General features: G+C 63.6%; 31 protein-coding genes, 1 tRNA gene and 1 pseudogene. 18 read left to right on the forward strand and 15 right to left on the reverse strand.

The genetic code is table 11. From position 1 onward, the window contains the following. Both EOB80_RS30720 and EOB80_RS30725 read left to right on the forward strand, forming a co-directional pair. The coding region (locus EOB80_RS30720) for an SDR family oxidoreductase (protein WP_127331662.1) at positions 1-575 on the forward strand (575 nt) is incomplete at its 5' end. 49 nt (positions 576-624) lie between these two features. Then, entirely contained in the window at positions 625-1,683 is a 1,059-nt protein-coding gene (locus tag EOB80_RS30725; protein WP_127331664.1) for a Gfo/Idh/MocA family oxidoreductase, read from the forward strand. A 72-nt stretch (positions 1,684-1,755) separates the two neighbouring features. Here the strand turns inward: EOB80_RS30725 and EOB80_RS30730 are convergent, their stop codons facing one another. Further along, positions 1,756-2,355: a DUF922 domain-containing Zn-dependent protease gene (locus tag EOB80_RS30730; protein WP_127331666.1), complete on the reverse strand. Its 600-nt coding sequence runs from the start codon at positions 2,353-2,355 to the stop codon at positions 1,756-1,758. Positions 2,356-2,473: 118 nt separating this feature from the next. Between EOB80_RS30730 and EOB80_RS30735 the strand changes: the two genes are divergently transcribed. Beyond that, positions 2,474-2,968, forward strand: a complete 495-nt coding sequence (locus tag EOB80_RS30735) for a hypothetical protein (RefSeq protein WP_245466480.1) — start codon at positions 2,474-2,476, stop codon at positions 2,966-2,968. 51 nt (positions 2,969-3,019) lie between these two features. Here EOB80_RS30735 and EOB80_RS35660 read toward each other — a convergent pair whose 3' ends face one another. Both EOB80_RS35660 and EOB80_RS30740 read right to left on the reverse strand, forming a co-directional pair. Next, complete coding sequence (locus EOB80_RS35660) at positions 3,020-3,226, reverse strand: hypothetical protein (protein ID WP_245466481.1); 207 nt, start codon at positions 3,224-3,226, stop codon at positions 3,020-3,022. A gap of 26 nt (positions 3,227-3,252) precedes the next feature. Then, complete coding sequence (locus tag EOB80_RS30740) at positions 3,253-4,440, reverse strand: PLP-dependent aminotransferase family protein (protein WP_245466482.1); 1,188 nt, start codon at positions 4,438-4,440, stop codon at positions 3,253-3,255. A 35-nt stretch (positions 4,441-4,475) separates the two neighbouring features. Here EOB80_RS30740 and EOB80_RS30745 point away from each other — a divergent pair, with 35 nt between their 5' ends. The 3 genes and pseudogenes from EOB80_RS30745 to EOB80_RS30760 all read left to right on the forward strand — a co-directional run bounded on the left by EOB80_RS30745 (position 4,476) and on the right by EOB80_RS30760 (position 7,316). Then, positions 4,476-5,228 carry a pyridoxamine 5'-phosphate oxidase family protein gene (locus tag EOB80_RS30745; protein WP_164762784.1) on the forward strand — a complete coding sequence of 251 codons (753 nt, stop codon included), beginning with the start codon at positions 4,476-4,478 and terminating at the stop codon, positions 5,226-5,228. 258 nt (positions 5,229-5,486) lie between these two features. Continuing rightward, the gene (locus EOB80_RS30755; protein WP_127331670.1) at positions 5,487-5,939 is read left to right on the forward strand and encodes a GNAT family N-acetyltransferase; all 453 of its coding nucleotides are present in this window, start codon (positions 5,487-5,489) and stop codon (positions 5,937-5,939) included. Between the two features lie 176 nt (positions 5,940-6,115). Then, a pseudogene (locus tag EOB80_RS30760) lies at positions 6,116-7,316 on the forward strand (PLP-dependent aminotransferase family protein). Here the strand turns inward: EOB80_RS30760 and EOB80_RS30765 are convergent. Continuing rightward, entirely contained in the window at positions 7,293-7,595 is a 303-nt protein-coding gene (locus EOB80_RS30765) for a hypothetical protein (RefSeq protein WP_164762785.1), read from the reverse strand. The pseudogene EOB80_RS30760 and the gene EOB80_RS30765 overlap by 24 nt on opposite strands. Before the next feature lie 322 nt (positions 7,596-7,917). Here EOB80_RS30765 and EOB80_RS30770 point away from each other — a divergent pair, with 322 nt between their 5' ends. The 6 genes from EOB80_RS30770 (at position 7,918) to EOB80_RS30795 (ending at position 13,770) form a co-directional block, all read left to right on the forward strand. After that, positions 7,918-8,346 (forward strand): VOC family protein, encoded by a 429-nt coding sequence (locus EOB80_RS30770; RefSeq protein WP_127319406.1) that lies wholly within the window; start codon positions 7,918-7,920, stop codon positions 8,344-8,346. Positions 8,347-8,533: 187 nt separating this feature from the next. Further along, positions 8,534-9,049, forward strand: a complete 516-nt coding sequence (locus EOB80_RS30775) for a hypothetical protein (protein ID WP_127319408.1) — start codon at positions 8,534-8,536, stop codon at positions 9,047-9,049. Positions 9,050-9,149: 100 nt separating this feature from the next. Further along, the gene (locus EOB80_RS30780; RefSeq protein ID WP_127319410.1) at positions 9,150-9,767 is read left to right on the forward strand and encodes a C39 family peptidase; all 618 of its coding nucleotides are present in this window, start codon (positions 9,150-9,152) and stop codon (positions 9,765-9,767) included. 26 nt (positions 9,768-9,793) lie between these two features. Beyond that, positions 9,794-10,861, forward strand: a complete 1,068-nt coding sequence (locus tag EOB80_RS30785; protein WP_127319412.1) for a D-alanine--D-alanine ligase family protein — start codon at positions 9,794-9,796, stop codon at positions 10,859-10,861. A 128-nt stretch (positions 10,862-10,989) separates the two neighbouring features. Continuing rightward, on the forward strand, positions 10,990-12,975 hold the full coding sequence (locus EOB80_RS30790; RefSeq protein WP_127331672.1) for an AI-2E family transporter: 1,986 nt from the start codon (positions 10,990-10,992) through the stop codon (positions 12,973-12,975). A gap of 147 nt (positions 12,976-13,122) precedes the next feature. Then, complete coding sequence (locus EOB80_RS30795; protein WP_127271145.1) at positions 13,123-13,770, forward strand: glutathione S-transferase family protein; 648 nt, start codon at positions 13,123-13,125, stop codon at positions 13,768-13,770. Positions 13,771-13,871: 101 nt separating this feature from the next. Here EOB80_RS30795 and EOB80_RS30800 read toward each other — a convergent pair whose 3' ends face one another. From EOB80_RS30800 to EOB80_RS30815, 3 genes are all read right to left on the reverse strand, one after another. Further along, positions 13,872-14,873, reverse strand: coding sequence for an aldo/keto reductase (locus EOB80_RS30800; RefSeq protein WP_127331674.1), 1,002 nt, complete (start codon positions 14,871-14,873; stop codon positions 13,872-13,874). 130 nt (positions 14,874-15,003) lie between these two features. Next, complete coding sequence (locus EOB80_RS30805; protein WP_127331676.1) at positions 15,004-15,198, reverse strand: hypothetical protein; 195 nt, start codon at positions 15,196-15,198, stop codon at positions 15,004-15,006. Positions 15,199-15,615: 417 nt separating this feature from the next. Continuing rightward, complete coding sequence (locus EOB80_RS30815; RefSeq protein WP_127331678.1) at positions 15,616-16,500, reverse strand: LysR family transcriptional regulator; 885 nt, start codon at positions 16,498-16,500, stop codon at positions 15,616-15,618. A 103-nt stretch (positions 16,501-16,603) separates the two neighbouring features. Here EOB80_RS30815 and EOB80_RS30820 point away from each other — a divergent pair, with 103 nt between their 5' ends. Then, on the forward strand, positions 16,604-17,473 hold the full coding sequence (locus EOB80_RS30820; RefSeq protein ID WP_127331680.1) for an NmrA/HSCARG family protein: 870 nt from the start codon (positions 16,604-16,606) through the stop codon (positions 17,471-17,473). Positions 17,474-17,576: 103 nt separating this feature from the next. On the opposite strand, the gene EOB80_RS30825 is transcribed toward EOB80_RS30820, so the two are convergent. Then, a complete protein-coding gene (locus EOB80_RS30825) occupies positions 17,577-17,894 on the reverse strand; it encodes a hypothetical protein (protein ID WP_127269194.1) in 318 nt (105 codons plus the stop codon). A 281-nt stretch (positions 17,895-18,175) separates the two neighbouring features. Here EOB80_RS30825 and EOB80_RS30830 point away from each other — a divergent pair, with 281 nt between their 5' ends. Next, complete coding sequence (locus EOB80_RS30830) at positions 18,176-18,418, forward strand: hypothetical protein (protein ID WP_127331682.1); 243 nt, start codon at positions 18,176-18,178, stop codon at positions 18,416-18,418. A gap of 95 nt (positions 18,419-18,513) precedes the next feature. Here the strand turns inward: EOB80_RS30830 and EOB80_RS30835 are convergent, their stop codons facing one another. From EOB80_RS30835 to EOB80_RS30855, 5 genes are all read right to left on the reverse strand, one after another. After that, positions 18,514-18,720 (reverse strand): hypothetical protein, encoded by a 207-nt coding sequence (locus tag EOB80_RS30835; RefSeq protein WP_127331684.1) that lies wholly within the window; start codon positions 18,718-18,720, stop codon positions 18,514-18,516. Positions 18,721-18,916: 196 nt separating this feature from the next. Continuing rightward, positions 18,917-19,102: a hypothetical protein gene (locus EOB80_RS30840; protein ID WP_127331685.1), complete on the reverse strand. Its 186-nt coding sequence runs from the start codon at positions 19,100-19,102 to the stop codon at positions 18,917-18,919. Positions 19,103-19,420: 318 nt separating this feature from the next. After that, a tRNA-Gln gene (locus EOB80_RS30845) sits at positions 19,421-19,494 on the reverse strand. An 84-nt stretch (positions 19,495-19,578) separates the two neighbouring features. Further along, positions 19,579-19,872 carry a hypothetical protein gene (locus EOB80_RS30850; RefSeq protein WP_127331686.1) on the reverse strand — a complete coding sequence of 98 codons (294 nt, stop codon included), beginning with the start codon at positions 19,870-19,872 and terminating at the stop codon, positions 19,579-19,581. A gap of 381 nt (positions 19,873-20,253) precedes the next feature. Then, on the reverse strand, positions 20,254-20,736 hold the full coding sequence (locus tag EOB80_RS30855) for a pyridoxamine 5'-phosphate oxidase family protein (protein WP_127269199.1): 483 nt from the start codon (positions 20,734-20,736) through the stop codon (positions 20,254-20,256). A gap of 186 nt (positions 20,737-20,922) precedes the next feature. Here EOB80_RS30855 and EOB80_RS30860 point away from each other — a divergent pair, with 186 nt between their 5' ends. Beyond that, entirely contained in the window at positions 20,923-21,978 is a 1,056-nt protein-coding gene (locus EOB80_RS30860) for a PAS domain S-box protein (protein WP_127331687.1), read from the forward strand. Positions 21,979-22,119: 141 nt separating this feature from the next. Further along, entirely contained in the window at positions 22,120-22,668 is a 549-nt protein-coding gene (locus EOB80_RS30865) for an MgtC/SapB family protein (RefSeq protein WP_127331688.1), read from the forward strand. Here the strand turns inward: EOB80_RS30865 and EOB80_RS30870 are convergent. After that, complete coding sequence (locus EOB80_RS30870) at positions 22,648-23,586, reverse strand: alpha/beta hydrolase (protein WP_206516859.1); 939 nt, start codon at positions 23,584-23,586, stop codon at positions 22,648-22,650. The genes EOB80_RS30865 and EOB80_RS30870 overlap by 21 nt on opposite strands. Before the next feature lie 146 nt (positions 23,587-23,732). On the opposite strand from EOB80_RS30870, the gene EOB80_RS30875 reads away from it, so the two are divergent. Both EOB80_RS30875 and EOB80_RS35915 read left to right on the forward strand, forming a co-directional pair. Continuing rightward, positions 23,733-24,041 (forward strand): hypothetical protein, encoded by a 309-nt coding sequence (locus EOB80_RS30875; protein ID WP_127331689.1) that lies wholly within the window; start codon positions 23,733-23,735, stop codon positions 24,039-24,041. A gap of 90 nt (positions 24,042-24,131) precedes the next feature. Continuing rightward, the gene (locus EOB80_RS35915) at positions 24,132-24,266 is read left to right on the forward strand and encodes a hypothetical protein (protein ID WP_256746881.1); all 135 of its coding nucleotides are present in this window, start codon (positions 24,132-24,134) and stop codon (positions 24,264-24,266) included. An 85-nt stretch (positions 24,267-24,351) separates the two neighbouring features. Here EOB80_RS35915 and EOB80_RS30880 read toward each other — a convergent pair whose 3' ends face one another. Beyond that, positions 24,352-24,597, reverse strand: a complete 246-nt coding sequence (locus EOB80_RS30880; protein ID WP_127331690.1) for a DUF982 domain-containing protein — start codon at positions 24,595-24,597, stop codon at positions 24,352-24,354. Positions 24,598-24,599 lie beyond the last annotated feature (2 nt).

The raw sequence follows: 24,599 nt of genomic DNA on the forward strand, positions 1-24,599 counted from the left end.
CTGGGGAATTGGGCGGGCTGGGCGTCACCGGCTCCAACCAATCCAATGAAGATCTGCAGCGTCTCGTCGACCTGACGCTCGAACGTTTTGGCCGCATCGACGTGCTGGTCAACAGCGGCGGCCACGGGCCGCGCGCGCCGATCCTCGAAATCACCGACGAGCAATGGCACACCGGCATGGATGTCTATCTGCTGAACGTCATCCGTCCGGTGCGCATCGTGGCGCCGCAGATGGTCAAGCAGAAGGGCGGCGCCATCATCAACATCTCGACCGCCTGGGTGGTAGAGCCGAGCCCGATGTTTCCGACGTCCGCTGTGTTCCGCGCCGGGCTTGCCGCCTACACCAAGATCTTCGCCAACACCTATGCCGCTGACAATGTGCGCATGAACAATGTGCTGCCCGGCTGGATCGACAGCCTGCCGGCCACCGAGGAGCGCCGCGACAGCGTGCCGATGCAGCGCTACGGAACCTCGGAAGAGGTCGCCGCGACCATCGCCTTCCTGGCGTCCGAAGGCGCCGGCTACATCACCGGCCAGAACATCCGGGTCGACGGCGGCATCATACGCGCTATTTGAGGGCGTCGGCCGGGAGGGGATCCCGGCATGTCACCCCAAGGAGCAAAGAATGCGGCTTTTGATACTCGGCACCGGCTGGATGGCGCAGGAACATGCGCGGCGCTTCACCGCCATCGACGGCGTCGACATTGTCGGCGCGGTCGATGTCGATCCGGCACGGGTCGGCGAGTTCGCCGCCAGTTTTGACATTCCCAACCGCTTTACCGCGCTGGATGAGGCGCTGACATGGGGTGAGTTCGACGCGGTGGCCAATGTCACGCCGGACCGCATCCACCACCCGACCACCATGGCGCTGATCGCCGCCGGCAAGCCGGTGCTGTGCGAGAAGCCACTGGCCGAAAACTATGGCAAGGCGACCGAGATGGCCGACGCCTCCGAGGCCGCCGGCATCGTCAACATGGTGAACCTCACCTATCGCAATGTGGCGGCGCTGCAGAGGGCCCGCCAGATGGTGCAGGCGGGCGAGATCGGCACCGTCAGGCATGTCGAGGCGTCCTACCTGCAAAGCTGGCTGGTGTCGAAATTCTGGGGCGACTGGCGCACCGATCCGAAATGGCTGTGGCGCCTGTCACGCGGCCACGGCTCCAATGGCGTGCTTGGCGATGTCGGCATCCACATCCTCGATTTCGCCAGCTATGGCGCAGCCGTCGACATCGACCATGTCTTCTGCCGGCTGCGCGCCTTCGACAAGGCGCCTGGCAACCGCATCGGCGACTACGGGCTCGACGCCAATGACAGCTTCGCCATGACGCTGGACTTTTCCAACGGCGCCTTCGGCGTGGTGCATGCCAGCCGCTGGGCGACTGGCCATCTCAACGAACTGCGCCTGCGCATCTATGGCGAGAAGGGCGGCATCGAAGTGATACACAATCTCGATGGCTCGACGCTCAAGGCCTGCATCGGCGAAAACGTCGAGAACGCCATATGGGAAGAGTTCGACGCCGGTACGGTGCCGACCAACTACCAGCGTTTCACTGACGCTGTGCGAACCGGCGTGCAAGCCGAACCGTCCTTCCGCCATGCCGCCGAATTGCAGAAGGTGCTGGATCTGGCCGTCGTCTCGGACGAGAAGCGGGCGGAGCTGAGGGCGAGCGCTGAAACGCGGTGAGCTGGGCGAAGCGGCCGGCGCCAGCGGTCGAAGATAGCACTGCCGTCAACTTCGGACTGCGGTCCGCGCCAGTCAGGGGCCGGTCACGAGCGAAAAAACCAGTTTCTGCAAATTGCCGCCATTGCCGAATTCGACGCGGTCGAAATCGCGGCTTGCCAGCACCCGCGCCTTCGAGATTGCGTCGAGCCGCTTGACCACCTCGGCCCTTGTCTTGCTGCATTTGGGATCGTCGGCGACGGTCAGGCCGTTCGTTGCGGCTTGGATGTCGTGGACCATCTGGACCATGCTGGCGCCATGCACCTTCTCATGGGCGGCGACGCCGGCGATGAAAGTTTCCCAGTTCTTCTGGACGGCGGGCGGCAGGGAGCCGGAGGGTTTTGGCAAGGTGTAGGTGACGATCAGCTTCGGCCGCCCGGCCGTCAGCACGCAGTCCTTGCCACTGGGCTTGTAGTCCCTTAACCCCCAGGTCAGCTTGAAATTGGTGTAGGCGATGGCGCGGGCAATGCCGAGCTTTGGCCCTTTCCCGCCGATCGAGCGGTAGAGTTCGGCGCCGGACCGGCCCGAGATCGCGTAGGGCTCGATTTTCTCGACCGGCTTCCACTCGGCACGAGCGGTGAGCGGCGAGGCAAGCAGGGCGGCAAAGGACAGACACAGGCGAACGCAGGCTCTCAATCCAACTCTCCACGAAACAGGACCGGCTGCCGCAACGGGCAATGCCATCGGATCGCTTTTTCCTATATGCTGCCGACGGGCGCTGCAAATGCCCTGGAGGCAGTCAATTGGGGGAGTCATGAGAGTTGCACATCTCATCGTCGCTGGTGCCTTGGCCGTCGTGCAGGCCGCGCAGCCGGCGTTTGCCGCGTCGTGCGGTGGCTGGAGCGCCAAGATGGAGGAAGACGAGGGCGGCAGCGTGCTGACGGCTTCGGTCTGCGGCGGGCCGAAAGGCGATGCGCATATGATGCTCACCTGTTTCGACACGCCGGTGCTGAGCTACGATCTCGGTGCCGCCGGCCAGCAGCTGGAACCTGGCATCAGCGGTTCGTTCGCGTTCAAGGCCGACGGCAAGACGGTAACGAAGACACTGCAGCTGGAGGCCATGTACAACTACTTCGTGGTCAATCTGGCGAAAGCCGATCCGCTGCTCGACCTGCTGCGCGGCAAAGGCGATGTGTCGGTCAGTTCAGCCAAATATGGCGAGATCAGCTTTCCGCTGAAGGGCTCCAGCGCGGCCATCGGCAAGGTGCTGGCGCAGTGCGGCAAGGCCGGGCCAGCGGATGGGGATTGACGGGGCTCTACAGTTCGATGCCGGCGCACCAATGAGGCGGTTCTCGTTGGCTCACCGGGCTTGCTGCCGAACCACCCCACCCAGTCGCACCGTCGCGGCCATCAACTCCTCGTCCGAAAACCCCGAAAAACCCAGCACCAGACCTTGCCGGGACGCTCCGCCGATGAACATTGAGGACAAGGCCCTGGCGCCGACACCCGCCGCCTTCGCCGCCTCGACGATCGCGGTGTCCGGCCCGGCGTCCTTCAGCGTCGCCATCAAATGCAACCCCTGTTCGGGCACGGTTACTTCGAGGGCATCGCCGCAATGCGCCTCGAGGCCGGCGACCAGGACGTCGCGCGCGGCCTGGACGCGGCGGCGCACGCGCCGGAGATGCGCGGCGAAATGGCCTTCAACAGGTCGGTCAGCGCGCCTTCGGCCAGCGTCGAGGGGAAGCGGTCGGAGCGCGCCCTGACCGCCATCACGGCATCGAGCAGCGCTTCGGGCACCACGACATAGCCGATGCGCAGGCCGGGGAAGAGGATTTTCGAGAAGGTGCCGAGATAGGCGACACGGTCTGAACCGTCCATGCCCTGCAGCGAGGTCAGCGGCGGGCCGGCATAGCGGAACTCGCTGTCGTAGTCGTCCTCGATGATCCAGGCATCGTTGCGCCGAGCCCAGTCGAGCAAAGCGAGACGGCGGCGCATCGTCATCGTCACGCCGAGCGGATATTGATGCGAGGGCGTGACATAGGCCGCGCGCGCATTGGAGCACAGGCTTTCGCCGATCTCGGGATCGAGCCCTTCCGCGTCGACCGGTACCCCAAAAACCCTGGCGCCGCTGCCGGCCAGCACGGCCTGCGCCATGGGATAGCAGGGGTTTTCGATCCAGACGGCATCGCCGGGGCTGAGCGCGGCGCGCACCAGAAGATCCAGCCCCTGCTGCGTGCCCGAAGTCAGCACGATCTGGCCGGCATCGCAGCGCACGCCGCGTGCGGTCCTGAGATAGGTGGCAATTGCCGTGCGCAGCGGCAGGCCGCCGCGCGGATCGCCATAGCGGAAATGCTCCGGCCCGGGGCGAGCGAGGTGGCGCGACAGAAGGATGCGAAACAAATCAAGCGTGCGCGGATCGGACACCGCCACGCCAAGGCCGCAAGGCAGCGAGGTGGCGGCATCGATCTCGGGTGGCCGTGGCTTGACCAGTGTTGTCGGCAGATGCGGCACGTCAGGCGCGACGAAGGTTCCGGCACCGATCCTGGCGACGGCGAAGCCTTCCGAGACCAGCATTTCAAAACAGGCAACCGCCGCCGAACGCGATAGGCCGAAGCGCTGTGCGAGATCCCGGGTGGTCGGCAATTTGGCCCCGGTGGCCAGCGCGCCGGTCTCGATCAGCCGCCTGAGCGCCGCATAAAGCTCGCGGCTGCGCCGGCCGTCGCCCGGGAGGACCGGGATCAGCGCCGACCAATCCGGAAAATTGGTCTGTTTTTTCTTCATCGGATTGGTTCTTTTATCAACCAATGTCATGGCGCATGGTTGGCAGACAACAACCAAGGATGCAAGCCGTGAACGACACGCCAGCCAGCTTTCCGACCACCAGCCGCAACCGCGTCAAGCGCCTGCACGAGCGCGGCAGCTACGACCATGCGGCAGTCTTCGCGGTGCTGGATGCCGGGCTGCTGTGCCATGTCGCCTATACGTTCGACGGCCAGCCCTATTGCACGCCGACCATCCACTGGCGCGAGGACGACATGCTCTACTGGCACGGCTCGTCGGCCAGCCGCATGCTGCGCAATCTGCGCGGCGGCACGCCGGCGTGTCTGACGGTGTCGCATCTCGACGGGCTGGTGCTGGCGCGCTCGGGCTTCAACCATTCCGCCAATTACCGCTCGGCGATGTGTTTCGGCACGGCGCGGATCATCGATGAGCCTGATGAGAAACTGAAGGCGCTGGCCGGCGTCGTCGACCGCTTCTACCCCGGCCGGAGCGAGACCCTGCGGCCGATCTCGGTGCAGGAGGCCAAGGCGACGACGGTGATCGGCATGCGCATCGAAGAGGCATCAGCCAAAGTGCGCGCTAAGGGAGTCGCCGACGACGAGGAGGATTACGGGCATCCGGTGTGGGCCGGCGTCATCCCGGTGCGGATGGTGGTCGGCGCCGCCGAGCCGTGTCCGAGGCTGCTGCCTGGTATCGAGCGGCCGCAGAATTTGTCGGGTTATGCGGAGGGCGAAAGGCTGGATCGGGCGCTGACGCAGGCGCAACTGACGTATGAGGGCGAGCTGTAGCCAGCAAAGTTAGCGCTGCCCCTCATTGTCCTGCCGGACATTTCTCCCCGTATAGTGACGGGGAGAAAGGGGCCGGCCGCCACGTTGGCGCTTTTTCTGCGACGCTGGCGATTTGGCGAAATCATCTGACACAGCGTCCTTCTCCCCGTCACTATACGGGGAGAAGATGCCGGCAGGCAGATGAGGGGCGGCACCAGCGCCCTGTGGAGAGCGTATTCAAATCTTGCGGCCACCAGTGCCTCGCGATATCTCGACACCATGATCACCTTCCGCCGTGCGCAGGCCTCCGACCTGCCTGATATCGTCGCGATGCTGGCCGACGATCCGCTTGGCGCCGGCCGCGAGGACGCTGCCTTGCCGCTGGCGCAAGGCTATCTCGATGCTTTCAACGCCATCGACGCCGATCCCAATCAGCTGCTGGCGGTGGCTGTCGAGGGCGGCGAGGTGATCGGCACCTTGCAGATTTCTTTCCTTGCCGGGCTCTCGCACAAGGGCGCGTGGCGCGGGCAGATCGAGGCGGTTCGGGTTGCCGGCCACCGGCGCTCGGACGGCATCGGCAGGCAGATGATCGTATGGGCGATCGACGCGTGCCGGGCGCGCGGCTGCAGCCTCGTCCAGCTGACCACCGACAAGGGGCGGACGGACGCGCACCGCTTTTACGAAAGCCTCGGCTTCACCGGCAGCCATCTCGGCTACAAGAAGAGCCTTTAGGCGGACGGAAACCGCTGCACATTTTTTGTGGAACTGCTCGCGGCGTTCGAGCAGTGCGCCAGCGCTGGCGCATTCGGGAAATCGTTCAGGCACACTTCAATTCGCGGCCAAGAGGGGATATAGGTCAGCCAAGTTGACCTATATTGCAGCGTCTGGGGAGGCGTGTCGTGACCCTTATGAATCTGTTGGCTTCGCGCTCGTCGCGCATGAAAGCGTCCGAAATCCGCGAGCTCCTAAAGCTGCTCGACCAGCCGGACATCATCTCGTTCGCCGGCGGTATTCCCGACCCGGCGCTGTTCCCGGCCGAGGCGATCCGCGACGCCTATGCTTCGGTGCTGGGCGGCGCGGAGGCGGGTGCGGCGCTGCAGTACCAGGTCTCGGAAGGCTACCTGCCGTTGCGGCGCTGGCTCGCCGGGCAGATGGGCAAGCTCGGCGTCGCCTGTGACGAGGCCAATATCTTCATCACCTCCGGCTCCCAGCAGGCGCTGGACTATCTCGGCAAACTGTTCCTGTCGCCGGGCGATACCGCGCTGGTGACATGGCCGACCTATCTCGGCGCGCTGCAGGCTTTCAACGCCTATGAGCCTCGCTACGACCGGCTGACCCCGGCCGGCGGCAACATGACGCCCGATGCCTATCGCGCGGCGGCGGCAGCAAATGGCGGCAAGGCCAAATTCGCCTATCTGGTGCCGGATTTCGCCAACCCGACCGGCAACACGCTGAACCGTGAGCAGCGCGAGGCGGTGCTCGACCTTGCCGGCGAACTCGACATCGCCGTCATCGAGGATGCCGCCTATCGCGCGCTGCGCTATGACGGCGAAGGCGAGCCGCCGATCCTGGCGCTCGACTGCATCAGGTCCGGCGGCATCGACAAGGCGCGCACGCTCTATTGCGGCTCGTTCTCGAAGATACTGTCGCCGGGCATGCGCGTCGGCTGGGTTTGCGCCCCGCGCCACATCGTCGAGAAACTGGTGCTGATGAAGCAGGCCTCGGACCTGCACAGCCCGTCGATCAACCAGGTGGTGATGCATCGTGTCGCCGAAGCCGTCTTCGACGGCCAGGTGGAAAAACTTATCGGCGCCTATCGCGAGCGCCGCGACGGGCTGCTCTCGGCACTGGAATCCAATATGCCGGAAGGCGTGACCTGGAGCCCGCCCGGAAGGCGGCATGTTCGTCTGGGTAACGTTGCCGGAAGGGGCCGACGCCACCGAGCTTCTGGCGCGGTCGGTGAAAGAAGCGCGGGTGGCCTTCGTGCCGGGCAGCGCCTTTTATGCCGACGGCACCGGGCGCAACACGCTGCGGCTGTCCTTCACGCTCGCCGACCGGCGCGCGGTGAGCGAAGGCATTCCAAGGCTAGCCGCCATCCTGAAGGGATAGGCCGGCGCCGGAGGCCGGCTTTTCCTCCGCCATCACAGTCACCATCCGCTCAAGCTTTGAAAGCCTGGTGCGAGCGAGCTTGCGGACCGGCTTTTCGAAACCTTCTTCGCCGCTTTCGACGACGAAGACCAACGTCATGAAATCGAGCATGAACTCATCTATGGCTGCCGAGACCTCGCGCGACCTGCCCTTGAACCGGCGCAGCAGAGCGGTTGCTTCCTCGATATCCTCGACACCGGCGCTGTCGACCAGCGCTTCGAGCCTCTGAAAACTATCCAATAGCAATTCCTCCCACCGGGGCACCCAACCCGGTTGTGAGCGGAAAGTTCCAAACTGTGAGTGCTCTCGCGAAGAAATCGCCTCCACCGCTTCCGCGGTTTCGACGGGCCATCGGCAATTTGTTGTTCGGGTGGAACCTCCGCGGCCAACAAAGGTTCTTACCAGGTCTGATCCCCCCTCAGACCCCTGAAGGCTAGACATGCTTTCCAAAGGCCCGCCGGATCCCCTCCCGGCGGGCTTTTTGTTTGCTGGATAGAACAAGTATCCGCATTGACGACGCCCTGTCCGAACCTAAATTCGAACCTCACGAGGAGGCATCTTTATGGAAACCCAGGAATTGCATCGCGGCCGGCTCATCGACCACATCCAGCTGGTGGTCAGGGATCTCGCGGCCAGCCGGCGTTTCTACGAGGCGGTCCTGCAGGCGATCGATGTTCCGATCGGTGGGAGCGGCGACGATTTTTTCTGGGCCGACGAGCTGTTTGTCTCCACTGCCAACAGCCGGGCCGCACAGGGAAAGCTCACCGGTCGCCATCACCTGGCTTTCCAGGCAAGGGACCACGCCATGGTCGACGCCTTCTACAAGGCCGGACTGGCGGCTGGCGGCACGGACAATGGCGCGCCGGGCGAACGGCCCTATCATCCTGGCTATTACGCCGCCTTCCTGCTCGATCCCGACGGCAACAACATCGAGGCCGTCCATCATGGTCCGCATAGTCGCAGCGCAGCTTCGGTGAAGATCACCTTCTAAGCTGCCGATATTCAGCCGGCCGTGATCTCGGGCGCATGGGCGATGCTGGAGAGAGGCTGCCTTGCGTTGCCAGATTGATGGCCACGATGCTAACCGTGCAAATGGCGGGCGGGAATCGGCATCGAAGCAACGTGCGCTGCAAAATCCTCAATAGAACTCCCCTTACCTCCGTGGAGATATATCTTTTATGCAAAACCCAACAAGGGCGATCTGTGCCGCCACGCTTTTATTTGCGATCGGGGCCGTGGGCCTCACAAGTATATCACCTTTTGCTTATGTTTCATCGGCGCAGGCGCAGGAGGAATATCTTCCGACCCAGAAGGATTTTGTCGGCAAATGGAAACTCAACGGCGGAGCCATCCGGCCGCCGCGCGATATGAAGGATGCGCCGACACCGGAACAGGAAGCGGCCGCCAATGAATTCCAGCAGACGGTGACCGCGTTTTACGGCGCGTTCGACTATCTGGAGATCACGGCGGACGGCCGCTACAACTTTCATCAGCCGGGTGATCCGACGTCGGGGCCTTGCGTCTGGTGCGGAACCTGGTCCTTCAGCAACAGTTCGGCGTGGCTCAAGCTGGAGACGGCGCCCCGGCTGGATATCTACGCCAAGGACGGCGACATGCAGATGACCTACACTGTCGAACCCGACGAAAAATCGAAATATGCATGGCTGGTTTTCGGTTGGACGAAGGCCGAGTAGGCGGCGGCGCGCGGCTCGCCACACCTAAACGGGCCTAAGCGGCTTTTCATCCATCTCGTATCCTCGTATACGAGATGGAGTCAACCGCCGAGGAGCCCGTATGAGTCCACTGCCTGAAACCGTGCCGTTTTTCAGCCAGTGGGAGACGCCAGATATGACGCTGGACGTGCTCGCCGACGGCGCGGATGTTGCCCTCAGGCGCGATCCGCTGTGGCGGGGATCGGGCGCGGAAACACTCGATGAATATGCGGTCTGGGCGGCCAATATCTGCGGCATGGCGTGCCTGAAGATGATCCTGGCAAGCCGCGGCGAGATCGTGCCGACGATCGAGCTTGCCAGGCGCTGCACCTTATATGGCGGCTATGTCGTCAACGGGGGATCGATCAAGGGGCTGATCTACGCGCCCTTCGTCAGCTTCGTGAAAGAGGTTTTTGGACTCCGGGCCGAGGTGGTGACCAATGTCGCGACGGCCGAGATTCCGGCGATCATGCAGCGGACGCGCTTCTTCATCGCGTCGGTCAGCAGTTCGATCCGCTGGCCCGAGCGCGAGCCGCCCTCGAAGGGCGGTCATCTGGTGCTGGTCACGGCGGCATCCAATCAGGGTTTCCGCTTCCACAACCCGTCCGGCCATGACCCCGCCACACAGGCAGACGCAGTGTTGGCGCCGGCCGATTTCGACCGCTTCTTCGCCAATCGCGGCATTGCCGTCGCCATTTGATTTTTTTTGACAGTCGAGGGATTTCGATGACCGGTAAGACAAGAGTGGCCATCCTCTATGGCGGGCGTTCGGCCGAGCATGACGTGTCGCGCCTTTCGGCCGCCAATGTGCTGAAGGCGATCGACCGGACGCGCTACGACATCGTGCCGATCGCCATTACCAAAAGCGGCAGATGGCTGCTGCAACAACTTGATGACGCAGCAGGGGCGCCGGCATCCGAAGATGGTGCCGAGGTCGCGCTGCTGCCCGGCGGCAAGGGCCGGCTGGTCGCCGTGTCGCGGGATGGTACGCAGCCTGACCTGCCCCCCATCGACGTCGTCTTTCCCGTGCTGCACGGGCCGTTCGGCGAGGACGGCTCGGTGCAGGGCTATGCCGAGGTCGCCGATGTAGCCTATGTCGGCTGCGGCATCCTCGCGTCGGCCGCGGCCATGGACAAGGATGTCGCCAAGCGGCTGATGCGCGAGGCGGGATTGGCGGTTGCCCGCTCCGTCACCGTGCATCGAAACGGCAAGCATTCCTTCCAGGAGATTGCCGGGGCGCTCGGCCTGCCGTTCTTCGCCAAGCCGGCGCGCCAGGGCTCGTCCTTCGGGGTCAGCAAGGTGAATGACAGGGATGGCTTCGAGCAGGCCATCGACACGGCTTTCCGCTACGACGGCAAAGTGTTGATCGAGGAATTCGTCGAGGGCCGCGAGATCGAGTTCTCGGTGCTGGAGCGCGCCGGCGGGTCGCTGACGGTGTCGCTGCCCGGCGAGATCATTCCGGCCGGCAAGCACGGCTTCTACACCTATGAGGCCAAATATCTCGATGCCGACGGCGCGCTGGTCAAGGTGCCCGCTGATGTCCCGGCCACTGTGGCCGACAAAGCGAGGGAGATGGCGCGTCAGGCTTTTCAGGCGCTCGGCTGCGAAGCCATGGCGCGCGTCGATTTCTTCCTGCGCGCCGATGGCAGCCTGCTCGTCAACGAGGTCAACACCATTCCCGGATTCACCGACATCTCGATGTACGCCAAGGCGCTGGCCGCCTCAGGCATCGGCTACAGCCAGACCATCGACGTGCTGATCGAGCACGCGCTGGCCAGGCATGCGGCGCGCTGATCCGATCGGTCGAGAGCGGCCGATGCGGCCCGGATCATTGCCTGTGAGCGAGGCGTATTTCATCGTTGGCTAAAGTTGCACGTCCGCTCTATATGCCCGATCATGGCATTTGGCAGGGGAGGCATCACGTGGCCAATCGTCGAAACGGCACGGCGTCTCCGGCTGATGGGCTAGGGGACGCCCTTTCAGCAGCCGCGCCCCATCCGCGAACCTCTTTGCCCAATGTGGCGGCCATCGTCACGACGGTGGCGGCACTGTATTTCGGGCGCGAGGTTTTTCTGCCGATCGCGATCGCGCTGCTGCTGACCTTCGCACTGGCGCCGCTTGTCTCAGCTCTTAAAAAGATCGGCATTCCCCGGATTGCCGCCGTCATTGCCAGCGTGCTCGGCGCTTTCGCGGCCCTTGGCCTGTTCTCCTTCATCGTCGCCACGCAGGTCAGCGAACTGGCGCAGAACATCCCGGTCTACCAGACCAACATCCTGACCAAGATCCGCTCGCTCAAGGAAACCGGGGTCGGGGGCGGGATCCTTGCCAGACTGAGCAAGGTGGTCGAGCGTGTCGGCCAGGAGATCGACAGGCAGGACCCCTCGCTGCCGGCTGCCACCCCGGAAAAGCCGCCGCGCGAGCCGGTGCCGGTCGAGATCGTCGCGCGCGAAAGGCCGCTCCAGGTCCTGCAGAATATCGTCGGGCCGCTGATCAGCCCGCTTGGGTCGGCCGGACTGATCATCGTCGTCGTCATCTTCATGCTGCTCGAGCGGGAGGATCTGCGCGACCGCTTTATCCGGCTTGTCGGCTACGGCGACCTCCACCGCACCACCGAGGCGCTTCAGGATGCCGCCAAGCGGGTGGGCCGCTATCTCTTGATGCAATTGGTCGTCAACATCGTCTACGCCGTACCGATCGCGATCGGGCTCTGGGCCCTCGGTATTCCCAATGCGCTGCTGTGGGGGCTGCTGGCGCTGGCGCTGCGTTTCGTTCCCTATATCGGCCCGATCATCGGCATGCTTTTGCCGCTGTTCCTGGCGCTGGCCGTTGCGCCGGGCTGGTCGCTCGTGCTGTGGACCGCCGCCCTGTTCGTAGTGATGGAGCTGATCACCGGCAATATCATCGAACCCTGGCTCTACGGTTCGCGGACAGGGCTGTCGCCGCTGGCGATCATCGTCGCGGCGATTTTCTGGACGTGGCTCTGGGGGCCGCTCGGGCTGATCCTGTCGACACCGCTCACCGTCTGCCTGGTGGTGCTGGGCAGACACGTGCCGCAGTTTGAATTCCTCGACGTGCTGTTCGGCAACGAGCCCGTGCTCGAACCCCATGCGCGCCTGTACCAGCGGCTTCTGGCCGGCGATCCGGAAGAAGCCACCGACCATGCCGAGGAGATGCTGGAGGAGAAATATCTGGTCGAATTCTACGACAAGGTTGCCATTCCGGCGCTTTTGCTGGGCGAACAAGACCGTGTGCGCGGCGTCATGGGCGATTTGCAAAGGCGGCAGGTGGCGGCCAGTGCCCTGGTGCTGGTGGCCAATCTCGACGACAGCGCGCAGGAGGAGGCAGGCGAGGAGGAGGCGCCGCCCGTGGCCGCAGAGGCGAGCGACGATGGCGATCCCAACGGGGAAGACGAGACCGACCTGCCCGATGGAACGGATATGTCCGTGCTTTGCGCCGGTGGGCGTGGCGAGCTCGACGACGCCGCCGCCGCGATGCTGGCGCAGGTGCTGGAGGTCCAGGGCGCGACGGTATCGAAAGCCGGCTTTGCGGATATGGAGCCCGCCAGCATTCGCCGCCTTGAGCTCGAAACCGTCGACACTGTCGTGGTCGGATTCCTGAACCGGGATTCCGTCAAGCACGCCCGTTTTCTGGTTCGCCGGCTGAAGCGTGCGAAGGCCGCACTTCGGGTGGGAATCGTGTTCTGGTCGGAGGCCGGCAGCGAGGACAAGGAGACGGCCGACAAACTGGCCCGTGACTTGAACGCGGATTTCGTGGCGCATGGCATGGTCGACGCCGTGCTGGGCGCGCTGTCAAACGAGCTGCCGGTCGCTCTCAAGCTCGTCGCCAAACGGCGCATGCGGCGACAGCGGGCCGCGTCCAAGAAGGCCACGGCGGCAGCGGCGGATTAGGCCCTGCCTTTGCCTTCTTCGGCAATGTCGGGGTCGACAAGCCAGGCACGAATTGCGGAAAATAGTTCGCACCGATGTCGATTTCCGGGAGGCCCATTCGTCTTCACGATAGGGAGCCGAAGAATTCGCCCAATCAGGAACGATGCGATGACAATCACCATCACGGCATTTGAGCGATCGCCCGATCGCGGCAAGGGACTGGCGCGCGATACGCGCGTTCGCTGGGCGCTCGAAGAGGTAGGGCTGCCTTATGAGGTTCGGTTTGTTTCCTTCGCGCAGATGAAGGCGCCGGACCATCTGGCCCTCCATCCCTTCGGCCAGATCCCCACCTACGAGGAGGGTTCTCTCTCACTGTTCGAGACCGGCTCGATCATCCTTCACCTTGCCGAGCAGCACGCGGGCCTGCTGCCCGGCGATCGCGATGCCCGCGCGCGTGCGATCACGTGGATGTTTGCCGCACTTAACACAGTCGAGCCGCCGATCCTCGAATTAACGACGGCAAAGATATTCGAAGCTGACAAGCCCTGGAGCGAGGAGCGTTTGCCATTGGTGAAGGATCGTGTTCGCGCTTGTCTCGACAGGCTCTCGGCTCGTCTGGACGCCGCCGAGTGGCTCGACGATGCATTCAGCGCGGGCGATCTGTTGATGGTATCGGTGCTGCTGCGACTAAGAATGTCGGGCATTTTGGACGAATATCAAAACCTTGCTGCATATGTAGCGCGCGGTGAAGCTCGGCCTGCTTACATCAGGGCTTTCGCTGCGCAATTTGCGATCAACGCTCCACCGGCCAGCTGAAACATTGGCTGATAAAGCCGAGCCGACAGCCGATTTGACATCAGCTGCCGCCGAAGAGTTGAGCGAGAGCATTGCCCTCAGAGCGAGACGGGCGGCGCCCCCTACCGGTCGACCATCGCCATGCCCCGCTCGGTGTAGCGCGGGCCGGAGACTTTTCCCGGCGCAAGCGCTTCGTCGAGCGCGGCCATCTCGGCGGCATCGAGTTTGATTGTGGCGGCGGCGACGTTCTCTCCCAAGTATTTTGTGCGCTTGGTGCCGGGGATCGGCACGATGTCGATGCCAAAGCCGTCGCCCTTCGCCAGCAGCCATGCCAGCGCGACTTGGCCGGGCTTGACACCGCGGGCAGCGGCGATGTCGCTCACCTTGGCGGCCGCCTCGACATTGGCGTCGTAGTTTTCGCCCTGGTAGCGCGGGTCGTTGCGGCGATAATCGCCGTCGGGATAGTCTTCCGCGCGCTTGACCTGGCCGGTGAGAAAACCTCGGCCGAGCGGCGAGAACGGCACCAGGCCGATGCCGAGTTCGCCAAGCAGCGGGATGATCTCCGGCTCCAGATTGCGCTCCCACAGCGAATACTCGCTCTGCACCGCTGACACCGGGTGCGCGGCATGCGCCCGGCGGATGTTGGCCGCGCCGGCCTCCGACAGGCCGAAGAAGCGCACCTTGCCTTGCGCGACGAGTTCGCCGACGGCGCCCGCGACATCCTCCATCGGCACCGCCGGGTCGACGCGGTGCTGGTAGAGCAGGTCGATATGGTCGGTTCCGAGGCGGCCGAGCGAGGCTTCCACGACCTCACGAATATGCTCGGGCCGGCTGTCGGTTCCAGCCTGCTTGCCGTTTTCGATGCGGAAGCCGAATTTGGTGGCGATCGTCACCTGGCCGCGCTTGCCCTTCAACGCCCGGCCGAGCAATGCCTCGTTGGTATACGGGCCATAGACCTCGGCGGTGTCGAGGAAGGTGCAGCCGAGTTCGATGGCGCGGTGCAGCGTGGCGATGGATTCGGCCTCGTCGGCCGGCCCGTAGGACTGGCTCATGCCCATGCAGCCGAGGCCGATGGCCGAGACCTGCAGCCCCTGGCTGCCGAGCTTGCGTGTTTTCAGGGTCATGGCAGGCGTTCTCCGGGAAGGGTCCAGGAATTATAGCAGCCGATCGCTCAATTCCCACAGGGTGTTCGGCCGCATGCCGATGGCTTGAAGACGACGCGGCCGCCCCATGGCTGCTCACCATGCGGCGGCGCTATTCTTCGACGGCCAGGATCACTCCGGCAATCGCGGCGCCGACAAAAGCGCCCACGGATGCGCCGACAAGGGGATCGGCTGTGATATGGTTGCCGACCACTTCGCCGACACCGCCTCCAGCCAATGTGCCGGCAATTATACCGATGAAAAGGCGGAGAAGTGGATCTGTAGTCAGGCGATTCAGCATCATCATGGCCTTTGCAGCTCGCTCACATGTTGGAGGCGACATCGCGGGTGGACGGAGGCTTGGGCCTATGAGCGGCACGCTGATTTGACGCCTGCGGCGCAACGCTGGGCGTGGCTTTGGCATTCCCAGCGGTGTTGGACGCTTGCGCCTTGCGGCGCCTGAGCCAGTTGGATGACAGTTCGGCAAGGAGACTACGCAGAGCCTTCACCACGTCCTCCTGAGTGCGGCGAGGCCAAAACCTCCATGCACCCAGTTTGTTCCACACCGAAAACAATCGTTCGCGAAACGGGCCTGCCGGCGCGATCGGCCTGTTTGCCGGGTTCTGTCGAGGAGTGGATCGGAGGTCGCGGCATGTTCTGCCAAGCAGGCTGGCAGGTGACGTGACGCTGCCCAGGCCCCAGTGCGCTGAAAGCGGGTTCGGCATCACCTGCCGATATAGGCGGCCAGTTCGTCCGGCGTCCCGTTCGGGAAGGCCTGTTTCAGAAAGTCCAGGAAAGCCGACACGCGCGGGCTGAGCAGCCGCCGAGACGGGTAGAGCGTCCACAGAGCGATCTCCGGCCCGTCAATGTCTCCCCAGTTCACCAGTGTGCCGTCAGCCAAATCGTGGGCCACCAACGAAATGGGAAGACGTGCTGCCCCGACCCCCGCTCGCACCGCATCGCGCACCATAATGAGCGTTCCCAAAGCGAGGACCGGCTCGATTTTTATCGCCGACCGGCCAGCCTCTGTCTTCACGTGCCATATTTGCCGTTCGCCTGTCCCGCGCGCAACGCCAGGGGCCGGACCACCGGTGCGAGGAAGTTGAGGGCTCGCCACGACGACCAGCCGGTCGCGGAGAAACGCCCGTCCGACCAAGCTTTCGTCGGGATCCGGGTTGACCCGGATCACCAGGTCGTAGCCTTCCTCGATCATGTCCACAGCCCGGTCCTCCGTCGTGACCTCCAGCCTCACCTCCGGAAATTTGAGGGTAAATCCCGCGGCGATCCTCCCCATCGCGGTCTGAGAAAAAAGCAGGGGCGCGCTGATACGCAATCTGCCCTTGGGCTTCCGACCGCCCGAGGCGATCTCCGCAGCCGTCTCGTCCAGTTCGGCAAGCAATACCCCCGTCCGCTCGAAGAGCGCCCGTCCTTCTTCGGTCAGCTTCAGGTTGCGCGCGCCCCGTTCAAACAGGCGCAGGTCAAGGCTGCCCTCCAAGTCTCCAACCCGCCGCGACAAGGTTGCCTTGGGCCGGCCGGTGGCCCTTGCCGCTTTGCCGAAACCGCCATGGCGGGCAACGAGGTTGAAATCGGTGAGGGCCAGAAGATCCATGAGTGTTCCACCAGTGAGACGGCGCGTCTAAAATTTCGGCCTGTTTGACTGTTTGTGAGCCACACATATTGGGCCTGTCAAGCAACCCAACAGGAGAAATTCCATGACCATTCTCGTTACCGGCGCCACAGGCAATGTTGGCCGCCAAGTCGTCGAGCACCTCGTCAAGCGCGGCGCCGACGTCCGTGCTCTCGTCCGCGATCCGTCGAAAGCCAGCTTTCCGGCAGGCGTATCGGTCGCGCAAGGCGACTTTCTCGATGTCGATTCACTGCGCAAAGCCATGTCCGGCGTTTCCACCCTGTTCCTCTTGAACGCCGTGGTGCCGGACGAATTCACCCAGGCTTTGGTCGCGCTGAACGTCGCCCGATCGGCGGGCATCGAGCGGATCGTCTATCTCTCGGTGATCCATGCGGACGTCTATGTGAACGTGCCGCATTTCGCCGGCAAATTCGGCGTCGAGCGAATGATCGAGCAGATGGGCTTCCAGGCCACGATCCTGCGCCCGGCCTATTTCATCCAGAACGACCTGATGATCGAAGACGTCATCACCGGCTACGGCACCTACACAATGCCGGTCGGCGCCAAGGGGCTCGCCATGGTCGACGTGCGTGATATCGCCGAGATCGCCGCTCTCGAGCTGCTGCGCCGCGAACGGTCCGCGGAGCCGCTTGCGCTCGAGCGGATCAACCTCGTCGGTCCGCAGACACTGACCGGGACGGATATCGCCGCCATCTGGTCCGACGTGCTTGCCCGCCCGATCAGCTACGGCGGCGACAACACCGAAGGTTTCGAGCAGAATCTCAAGCAGTTCCTGCCTGCCTGGATGGCGTACGACATGCGCTTGATGGGCGAACGGTTCCTGACCGACGGCATGCTGCCCGAGGCCGGCGACGTCGAGCGCCTGACCACGCTTCTGGGCCGCCCGCTGCGTCCCTATCGCGACTTCGCCTCACAAATCGCCGGCTCCGCCTGAGGAACTGCTCTGGTCATCACCAAGGTACGGAAACAGCAGGGCGGCCTTTTGAGGAGGCCGCCCTGGCTGGCACGGGACAAATGCGCGTTCAGCCTGAACCGCCCTACTGCAGGGTGGCCTCACCAGGTCTGTCGAGTTGGGCGTTGACGCGCTCACCATCGTCGCCACCGAGGCCATCCACGAACAGACCAGCTACGCCGTCGAAATTGGTGAGCCCGTCGAATTCAATTGCCGCGCCGATCAGCTGGGCTGCCTGGAAGACAAGGTATTCGACGTCCTCGAGGGCGACGTTTTCGGCCAGATTCCTGACCCTTACATGCTCCGCCACCGCCGTGATGCTGACGATGCCGGTCTTCCTGAAGGCGACCTGGACTGCTGAACGGACGTCATCGCGCAGTCGCGCCGAGTAATCATACCGCATCGAAACCTCCCAAAGGGAATGGTTTTCTGTTCAGGTTGCACAATGCGGCAGGGGCTTGGGCTTGGCAAGTCACTAATTAAATAATACCCAAACAAATCAAATAGTTAGCATAGTTGTGCAACTGTGTGTGTTACGCCGAATACGCATCAGGCTCTTCATGAGCATGACAAGCGGTTCACCCATCGCGAGGTCTTGACGCGCTAGGAGCGGTTTCCTAACTATGAGTTGAGTAAGTTGAATACTCATTCTACGTATTCGTGGTGCTGAGCGAGGGAAGCGCGATGACTGAAGTGGAACGTCCGGAACGGTTGCAGATTATGCTGACGTCAGACGAACTGGCGGCGCTGGAAAACTGGCGCTTCGACAAGCGCATGCCGAGCCGTTCGGCTGCCGTGAGGGAATTGCTGCGGCGCGGTCTTGCCTCGGATGGCTTCCTGACGGCGGAGCAAGGGACGAAGTCGCAAGACTTCGGCATCCTGCCAACCGCCGGCGGCAACGGCATTTCCGACGGCGGCAAGGAGTAGGGCGGTTCAGCGCGCCTGAGCAGCCTAGTCCCGTAGGCCGGTCGGCAGTTGCCGCGACGCGGCGCCGGCTGGCGTACCGGGACGAGACTCTCGGTTCAGAGGATGTTGGTCGTCACTTCGACGATTATCGCGGCACCTTCCAGGCTGCCATTGGTGACGTGCACGACGCGCGATACCCGCAGATCCTGCGTGGTTCCGTCGATCGACAGCGCAACACTTTCGCCGATCCGGGGAACCGCCTGGAAAACGGCGTCCGTGGCCTCCGGCCGGTTGTCGATCGATATGCGGCAGTTGACGGTCATGAGATGTCTCCTGTGTCGGCCCGGTGGTCAACGCAGGGTCCGCGAAATGGTTTCAGGAGCCGGACGCAACTTAATGGCGCCTGGATTCGTAAAGCAGTAATTGCTCCATCGTTCATCGTAACGGAGCAACAGCTCGCTGGGGAGGGCGTTGGGGCTGCCCCGGCGAGCTTGATCCGATTTGCCCAGGGGCGTGGCGTCACCGAGGCATGGAGACGAGTTTCGGAGCCCGCAATTCCCCGGCCATCCTTGCCGCCTGGAAGATTGTCATCAAAACCAGGATGGGCTCACCCTCGGTCGGGTTGATGGTCAGGACGACGCGGCCGAGCTCGTCGCTCATGCCGCAAGACCAATCCTTGACGGCTATCACTTTTCTCGCGGCCATATGCCTTCTCCTGAACCGGAGATCCCCTGCGGGCTACGCCGTCTGGAGTTGGTCGACAGAACCTTTGCCTGACATTGCAACCAGCCGAAGTGCGGCAAATGCGGTCAATATTATGAAAACCGCCGTGACGTTCAGGGACATCGTCGATGCAAGGACGCCCCCGTCAAAGCAACTCAGTTCCATGGCGCTGCACCCCTTGAAGCCACTGACGGTCCGGATGATGATCCTGCTTGGGGCGAAATACAAGCGTTCGCTAATACGCTGATGCCGGCTGGCCAGCCCTGCGCGCAGCTTTTGAGCAGCCGAACGCTTGGTTGCTGGTTCCCGCTCAAGGGCTCGAACCTCGATTCACGCCTTCAAAGGGCGCTGTCCTACCATTAGACGAAGCGGGAAAATGCACGTTGCGCCCCACCCCTAGCCGGTTCGCGCGCCCGGATCAACGCACTGCGGCGGCAAAGCCGACTGAAGGCGCGGTATCAGTCCGGAAAGTTGGTGACAGGTTCCTCGCAGCGGTAGACCGGGCAGCTGCCGTCACGGGTCGGGACATAGGCCGACATCGGCACCTCCGGCCAGTCGCATTCGTTGCCGAACTGCCTGACATAGCGGTCATAGGTGTTGGGGCCGGTGGTCAGCACCACGGCATGGCGGCTTTGGAGCAGTTGCCGGAGTTGGTCGCAACTCATCGTGCGGGTGTCGGGCCTGGCTTCGGCGAGGCCGGTCGCGGCCAGCAGGATCGCTGTCGTCATCAAGGCAATTCGGCGCATCGGCATGGCTGTTCCCTCGAATGGATGTATCGGCCGAAACTCGCACCCCGGTGGGTGGTTCCGCAACCGCCGGCTGGCCGTCTGTGGCGGCGCAACCAAATGGTCCGTCGTGCATTGCTGGGGATGGATGGCAGGAAGCCCTACGAAACCCCGCAATGGCGGCCCGGAAACGGGGATCGCGAGGCCATGTGCTGTTCTTTCTGCGGCGGGCGCGACCACAGCTATGAGGACTGTCCGCAAAGGGATACTGACGCCGATCCAGTGCCGAATGCCCCTGACCCTCCCAAGCCAGACTGATCCGCGCCGGTATGCCGCCAGCAATATGTCAAATGCGACCCGCCGGCATTCGTACATCTGACTGATGTCGTGATTTTCAACGCCGTCCGGCTACATCCTGACCTTACCGGTGTCACCGATTTCCGGGCGGCTGTCGCTGACCGTTGCGGCCAGCATCTTCACATAGCTGACCACGGTGCCGGGGCTGTCCCAATACTGGGCGTCTTTCGGCGTCACCTTAAGCACGCGGATCGAAGGATCATCGGCACTGTCCCACCAGGCCTTGGCCGGGGTCGACCACAACTCCCTGATCTTGGCGCGGTCGTTCGAAACCGCCGCCAGACCGCTGACGGAAACATATTTCTGGCCGCCTGAATCGGCGAAGGCGAGACCGACATTGGGCTCGGCTTCGATCTCGTCATCCTTGTGACTGTCGACATCGGTGAGGAAGTAGACGGCGTTTTCGTCGCGCACCACATGCGCCGCCATCGGTCGTGAGCGGATGTCATCGCCTTCGCGAGTGGCGAGCATACAGAAACCGATCCTGTCCATCAGTTTCCAGACGCGGTCGAGATCGCTGTTGCCGTCGCTCATTGTGTGCCTCCTTATTGAGCCGTCCATGGGGGTGTCGGGTGCAACTCGCGCAGGCGCGCAAGGTTCCGGACATGAACTGCCCGGACTGTTCCTGGGAGGAATGTTGGAGGCGATTGCAACCAAAACGCACCGCGGCGCATTGGTGGCCATGCGCGAAATCCGCGCATGAGGGAGAAGGGGTCGACAGTGACAGATTTGGCGGGCCGTGATGCCTTGATCGCCATCACCGCCGATGCGCGTTTGGCGGCGATTGTCGATTCGTCCTTCGACGCCATCGTTAGCAAGGATCTGAACAGCATCATCACCAGTTGGAACGCGGCGGCGCAACGCATGTTCGGCTACACCGCCGAAGAGGCCGTCGGCCGGTCCGTGCTCATGCTCATCCCCGATCATCTCAAGGATGAAGAGACCGACATCATCAGCCGGGTTCGCAGGGGCGAGCTGCTGGCCAGCTACGAGACGATCCGACGGCGCAAGGATGGCGGCCTCATCGCCGTGTCGCTGACCATTTCGCCGATCAGGAACGCGTCCGGCGAGATCATCGGCGCCTCGAAGATCGCCCGCGACATCACCGCCAGCAAGGAGAGCGAGCGCCGGATCAGGCTTTTGCTCCGCGAGGTGAACCATCGCGTCAAGAACCAGTTCGCGGTGATCCTCTCGATGATCCGGGAGACCAGCAAACGCTCGACCGATCCCCGTGAATTCGAGGAGTTGATCCGTTCCCGCATCATGGCGCTGTCGCGGTCGCACGATCTGCTGGTGAACTCGGAATGGGCCGGCGCCAGCCTCTTCGACCTCGCCCAGGAGCAGCTCAAGCCGTTCGGCCACGAGGCGCGGGTATCGCTGTCGGGACCGCTTTTGACCTTGCAGCCGAATGCCGTGCAAAATCTCGGCATGGCATTTCATGAGCTCGGCACCAACTCTTCCAAATATGGCGCGCTGGCGAGCGAGGCCGGGCGGCTGGAGATCACCTGGCGGATCGTCGAAGGCGCTTCGGACAAGCTGGAAATCCATCTGCTCTGGGACGAGACGATGCCGATGCGTGAGGGAGAGCGTCGGGACGAAAGCACGCGCAAGGGTTTCGGCACCGTCGTCCTGCAACGGGTCGCGCCGCAATCGCTGAACGGCCTGGCGGTGCTGGATCGCAGCCCGGGCCATCTCAGCTGGTCCCTGACGGCGCCGCTGGATTCGATCATCGTTCCGCAGCTCGGCGCCGACCTGCCTGAAACCGAAACGTCCTGAGCCCTTGAGGATTGGCTCCATCAACCTCCCTTTGGCAGATGCGTTTTCAAAAGCGGCCGCATCCTTGCCGCACCTTGCCGTGGATTCAGGAACCGTGACCCGGCGGCCGCGTTGTGGCGTCAAGCTTTCGGAGGGGACATCATGGAACAGCTCGTCGAGGAATTCGGCCATTCCACCTACACCTCGTTTCCGGTCATCGCGGCGCGGCTGTTGTTGGCGACGCTCTATGGCGCGGTCATCGGTTTCGAACGCGAATGGCGCAATCGCCCGGCCGGACTTCGCACGCATATTCTCGTCTGCGTCGCCGCCGCCACCTTCGGCATCCTGACGGTCGAGATCGTGCACGCGCCGATGTTCGCGGGGGAATCGGTCAAGGTCGATCCGATCCGGGTGGTCGAGGCGGTGACCGCCGGCGTCGCTTTCCTCGCCGCCGGCTCGATCATGTTTTCGCGCGGCGAGGTGCATGGGCTGACGACCGGCGCCGGCATGTGGCTGGCGGGCGCGATCGGCGTCGCCTGCGGACTGGGTCTTTGGCAAGTGGCCGGGTTCGGCACGCTGATCGTGCTGATCGTTGCCGGCTTTCTGCGCCGGTTCGAAAGCGGACCCGGCCTTGCCGCCGGTGATGAAGGCAGTCAGGCAAAGGCGGAGAAGGAGGGGGCCTCGGCCCGATCAAAGGGAGGGCGAAGGTAATCCCGTTCGCCGGGAGATGCCGTGAGTGGTTTCACCGAAGAAGCCGGCCAGCAGATCGGCCGTCCCCGCCGGGTCCTCCTCGGGAAAGAAGTGCCCGCCCGGCATCGCCTGGCCGCGCACATCGTCGGCCCAGCCGCGCCACAGCGCCAGCGGCCCGCCTTCGCCGGCATACCATTGCGCCAACGCGCCCTCACCGCTCCATAGCGCCAGCAGCGGGCAGCGAATGCGCCGGCCGGCTGCCTTGGCGGCATGGTCGTGCTCGCGATCGAGCGTGGCTGCCGCCCGATATTCCTCGCAGATGGCATGGGCGTGGGCAGGCGCGCGCAAGGCCTCGACATAGGCCTGACGCACTTCGGCTGGAAACGCCGATGGCGGCGAGCCCCAGCCGTTGAGCGCATTGTCGACGATCGCCTCGGCGGCGCCGGACAGGATCTTCTCCGGCAACGGCTCGGGCTGCGCCAGCAGCGACCATGGCCAATAACCCAGCGCCAGCCTGGCGTCGGCCCGGTCCCAGGCATCGCCAGTCGGCACGATGTCGAGAACGGCGAGCCTGTCGATGCTGCCCCGATGATCGAGCGCCATGCGGTAGGCGACACGCCCGCCGCGATCATGGCCGGCGACCATGAAGCTGCTGAAACCCAGCTTCTCCATCAGCCTCGTCATATCGGCGGCCATGGTGCGCTTGGCATAGGGGGCGTGGTCGGGAGTGGACGCCGGACACGAACTGCCGCCATAGCCGCGCAGGTCGGCGCAGACGACGCTGAACCGGCTGGCCAGAGCGGGGGCGATGTCGCGCCACATCAGATGCGTCTGCGGAAATCCGTGCAGCAACAGCAGCGGTGGCCCGCCGCCGGCGCGCAGGCAGAATATGCCGGCATCGCCGGTGTCGATTTCCGCGCCCTGAAAACCTTCGAACATGATCGCCTCCGGCACGCGCAACGGCCGGCAAACGGGTTTGGTTGCAATGCCGCGCGGCGAGGCGGCCAACCTTTTTCATCGACAGGCGTTGTCCCTTTGAAAGGAAGGTCGCCGCGGGCGACCGTGAAAGAAAGAAGGAGGCAGTGATGAGAATTCTTGCCATCATGCCACTAGGCCTCATGCTGGCGCTGGCAGTGCCGGCCGCGGCCCAGCAGCAGAACGACAGCCAGGCGCCGCAGGCCGACAAATGCAGGGCTCAGACCGAGCAAGGGGCAAAACAGCAGCCTGGACAGCAGGCCGATGACGGCAATTTGACCGCGAAGCTCAACGACTGCGGCGGCGTGCTGAAACCGCCCCCGACGGGCGACCAGGGCATGGCGGCGCCGGCGCCGAACGAAGGCAAGACGCCGGTGATCAAGCCGGGTGAAGTGCCGCCCCAGCCGCCGAAGCAATAACCTCCGCTCGCTGGTATTATCGCGCAAGCTAATGGAACCTCGTTATCTCAGGGGCGTTTCTCTCACGACTTGGAATTCGGAGAGATTATCGTGAGAGATATTGCGACCACAGCCACGTTGCTTGCCTCGATTGCCATCGTGATTGCCTTGATTCTGCTGGCGCCGAAGAGTTTTGGCTTCGAAACTTCACACCCGATCGTACAGGGCGAGCTTCCGCCGGAATAATCGATCGAGTATTGCGGGTGATCAGGACGATTTGCGTGAAGCAGGCGAGGCACGATGTCCCGCCTGCTTCTTTTCATTGAAACCGCTATCGCACCAAGACGCCGGAGTGGCTGCAGAGCGCTGCGAACGCTTCCTGTGCCTCGGCAGCACCTGCATTGTTATCCAAGGCTGCTTCGACCTTCTCGCGCGCCGCCTGGTAGAACGGGCCGCGTTTGGCCTGCGGCCAGTCGATCAGGATTTCGCTGGCATCCTTGAGCGTTGCGACGTCGCGGATCGTGTCCGACCCATGCGGCTTGATCCGCATCGGTGTGGGCAAAATGAGCTCGGACATGT

The sequence above is a fragment of the Mesorhizobium sp. M7A.F.Ca.MR.245.00.0.0 genome, from assembly GCF_003997415.1.
Classification (GTDB): Bacteria; Pseudomonadota; Alphaproteobacteria; order Rhizobiales; family Rhizobiaceae; genus Mesorhizobium.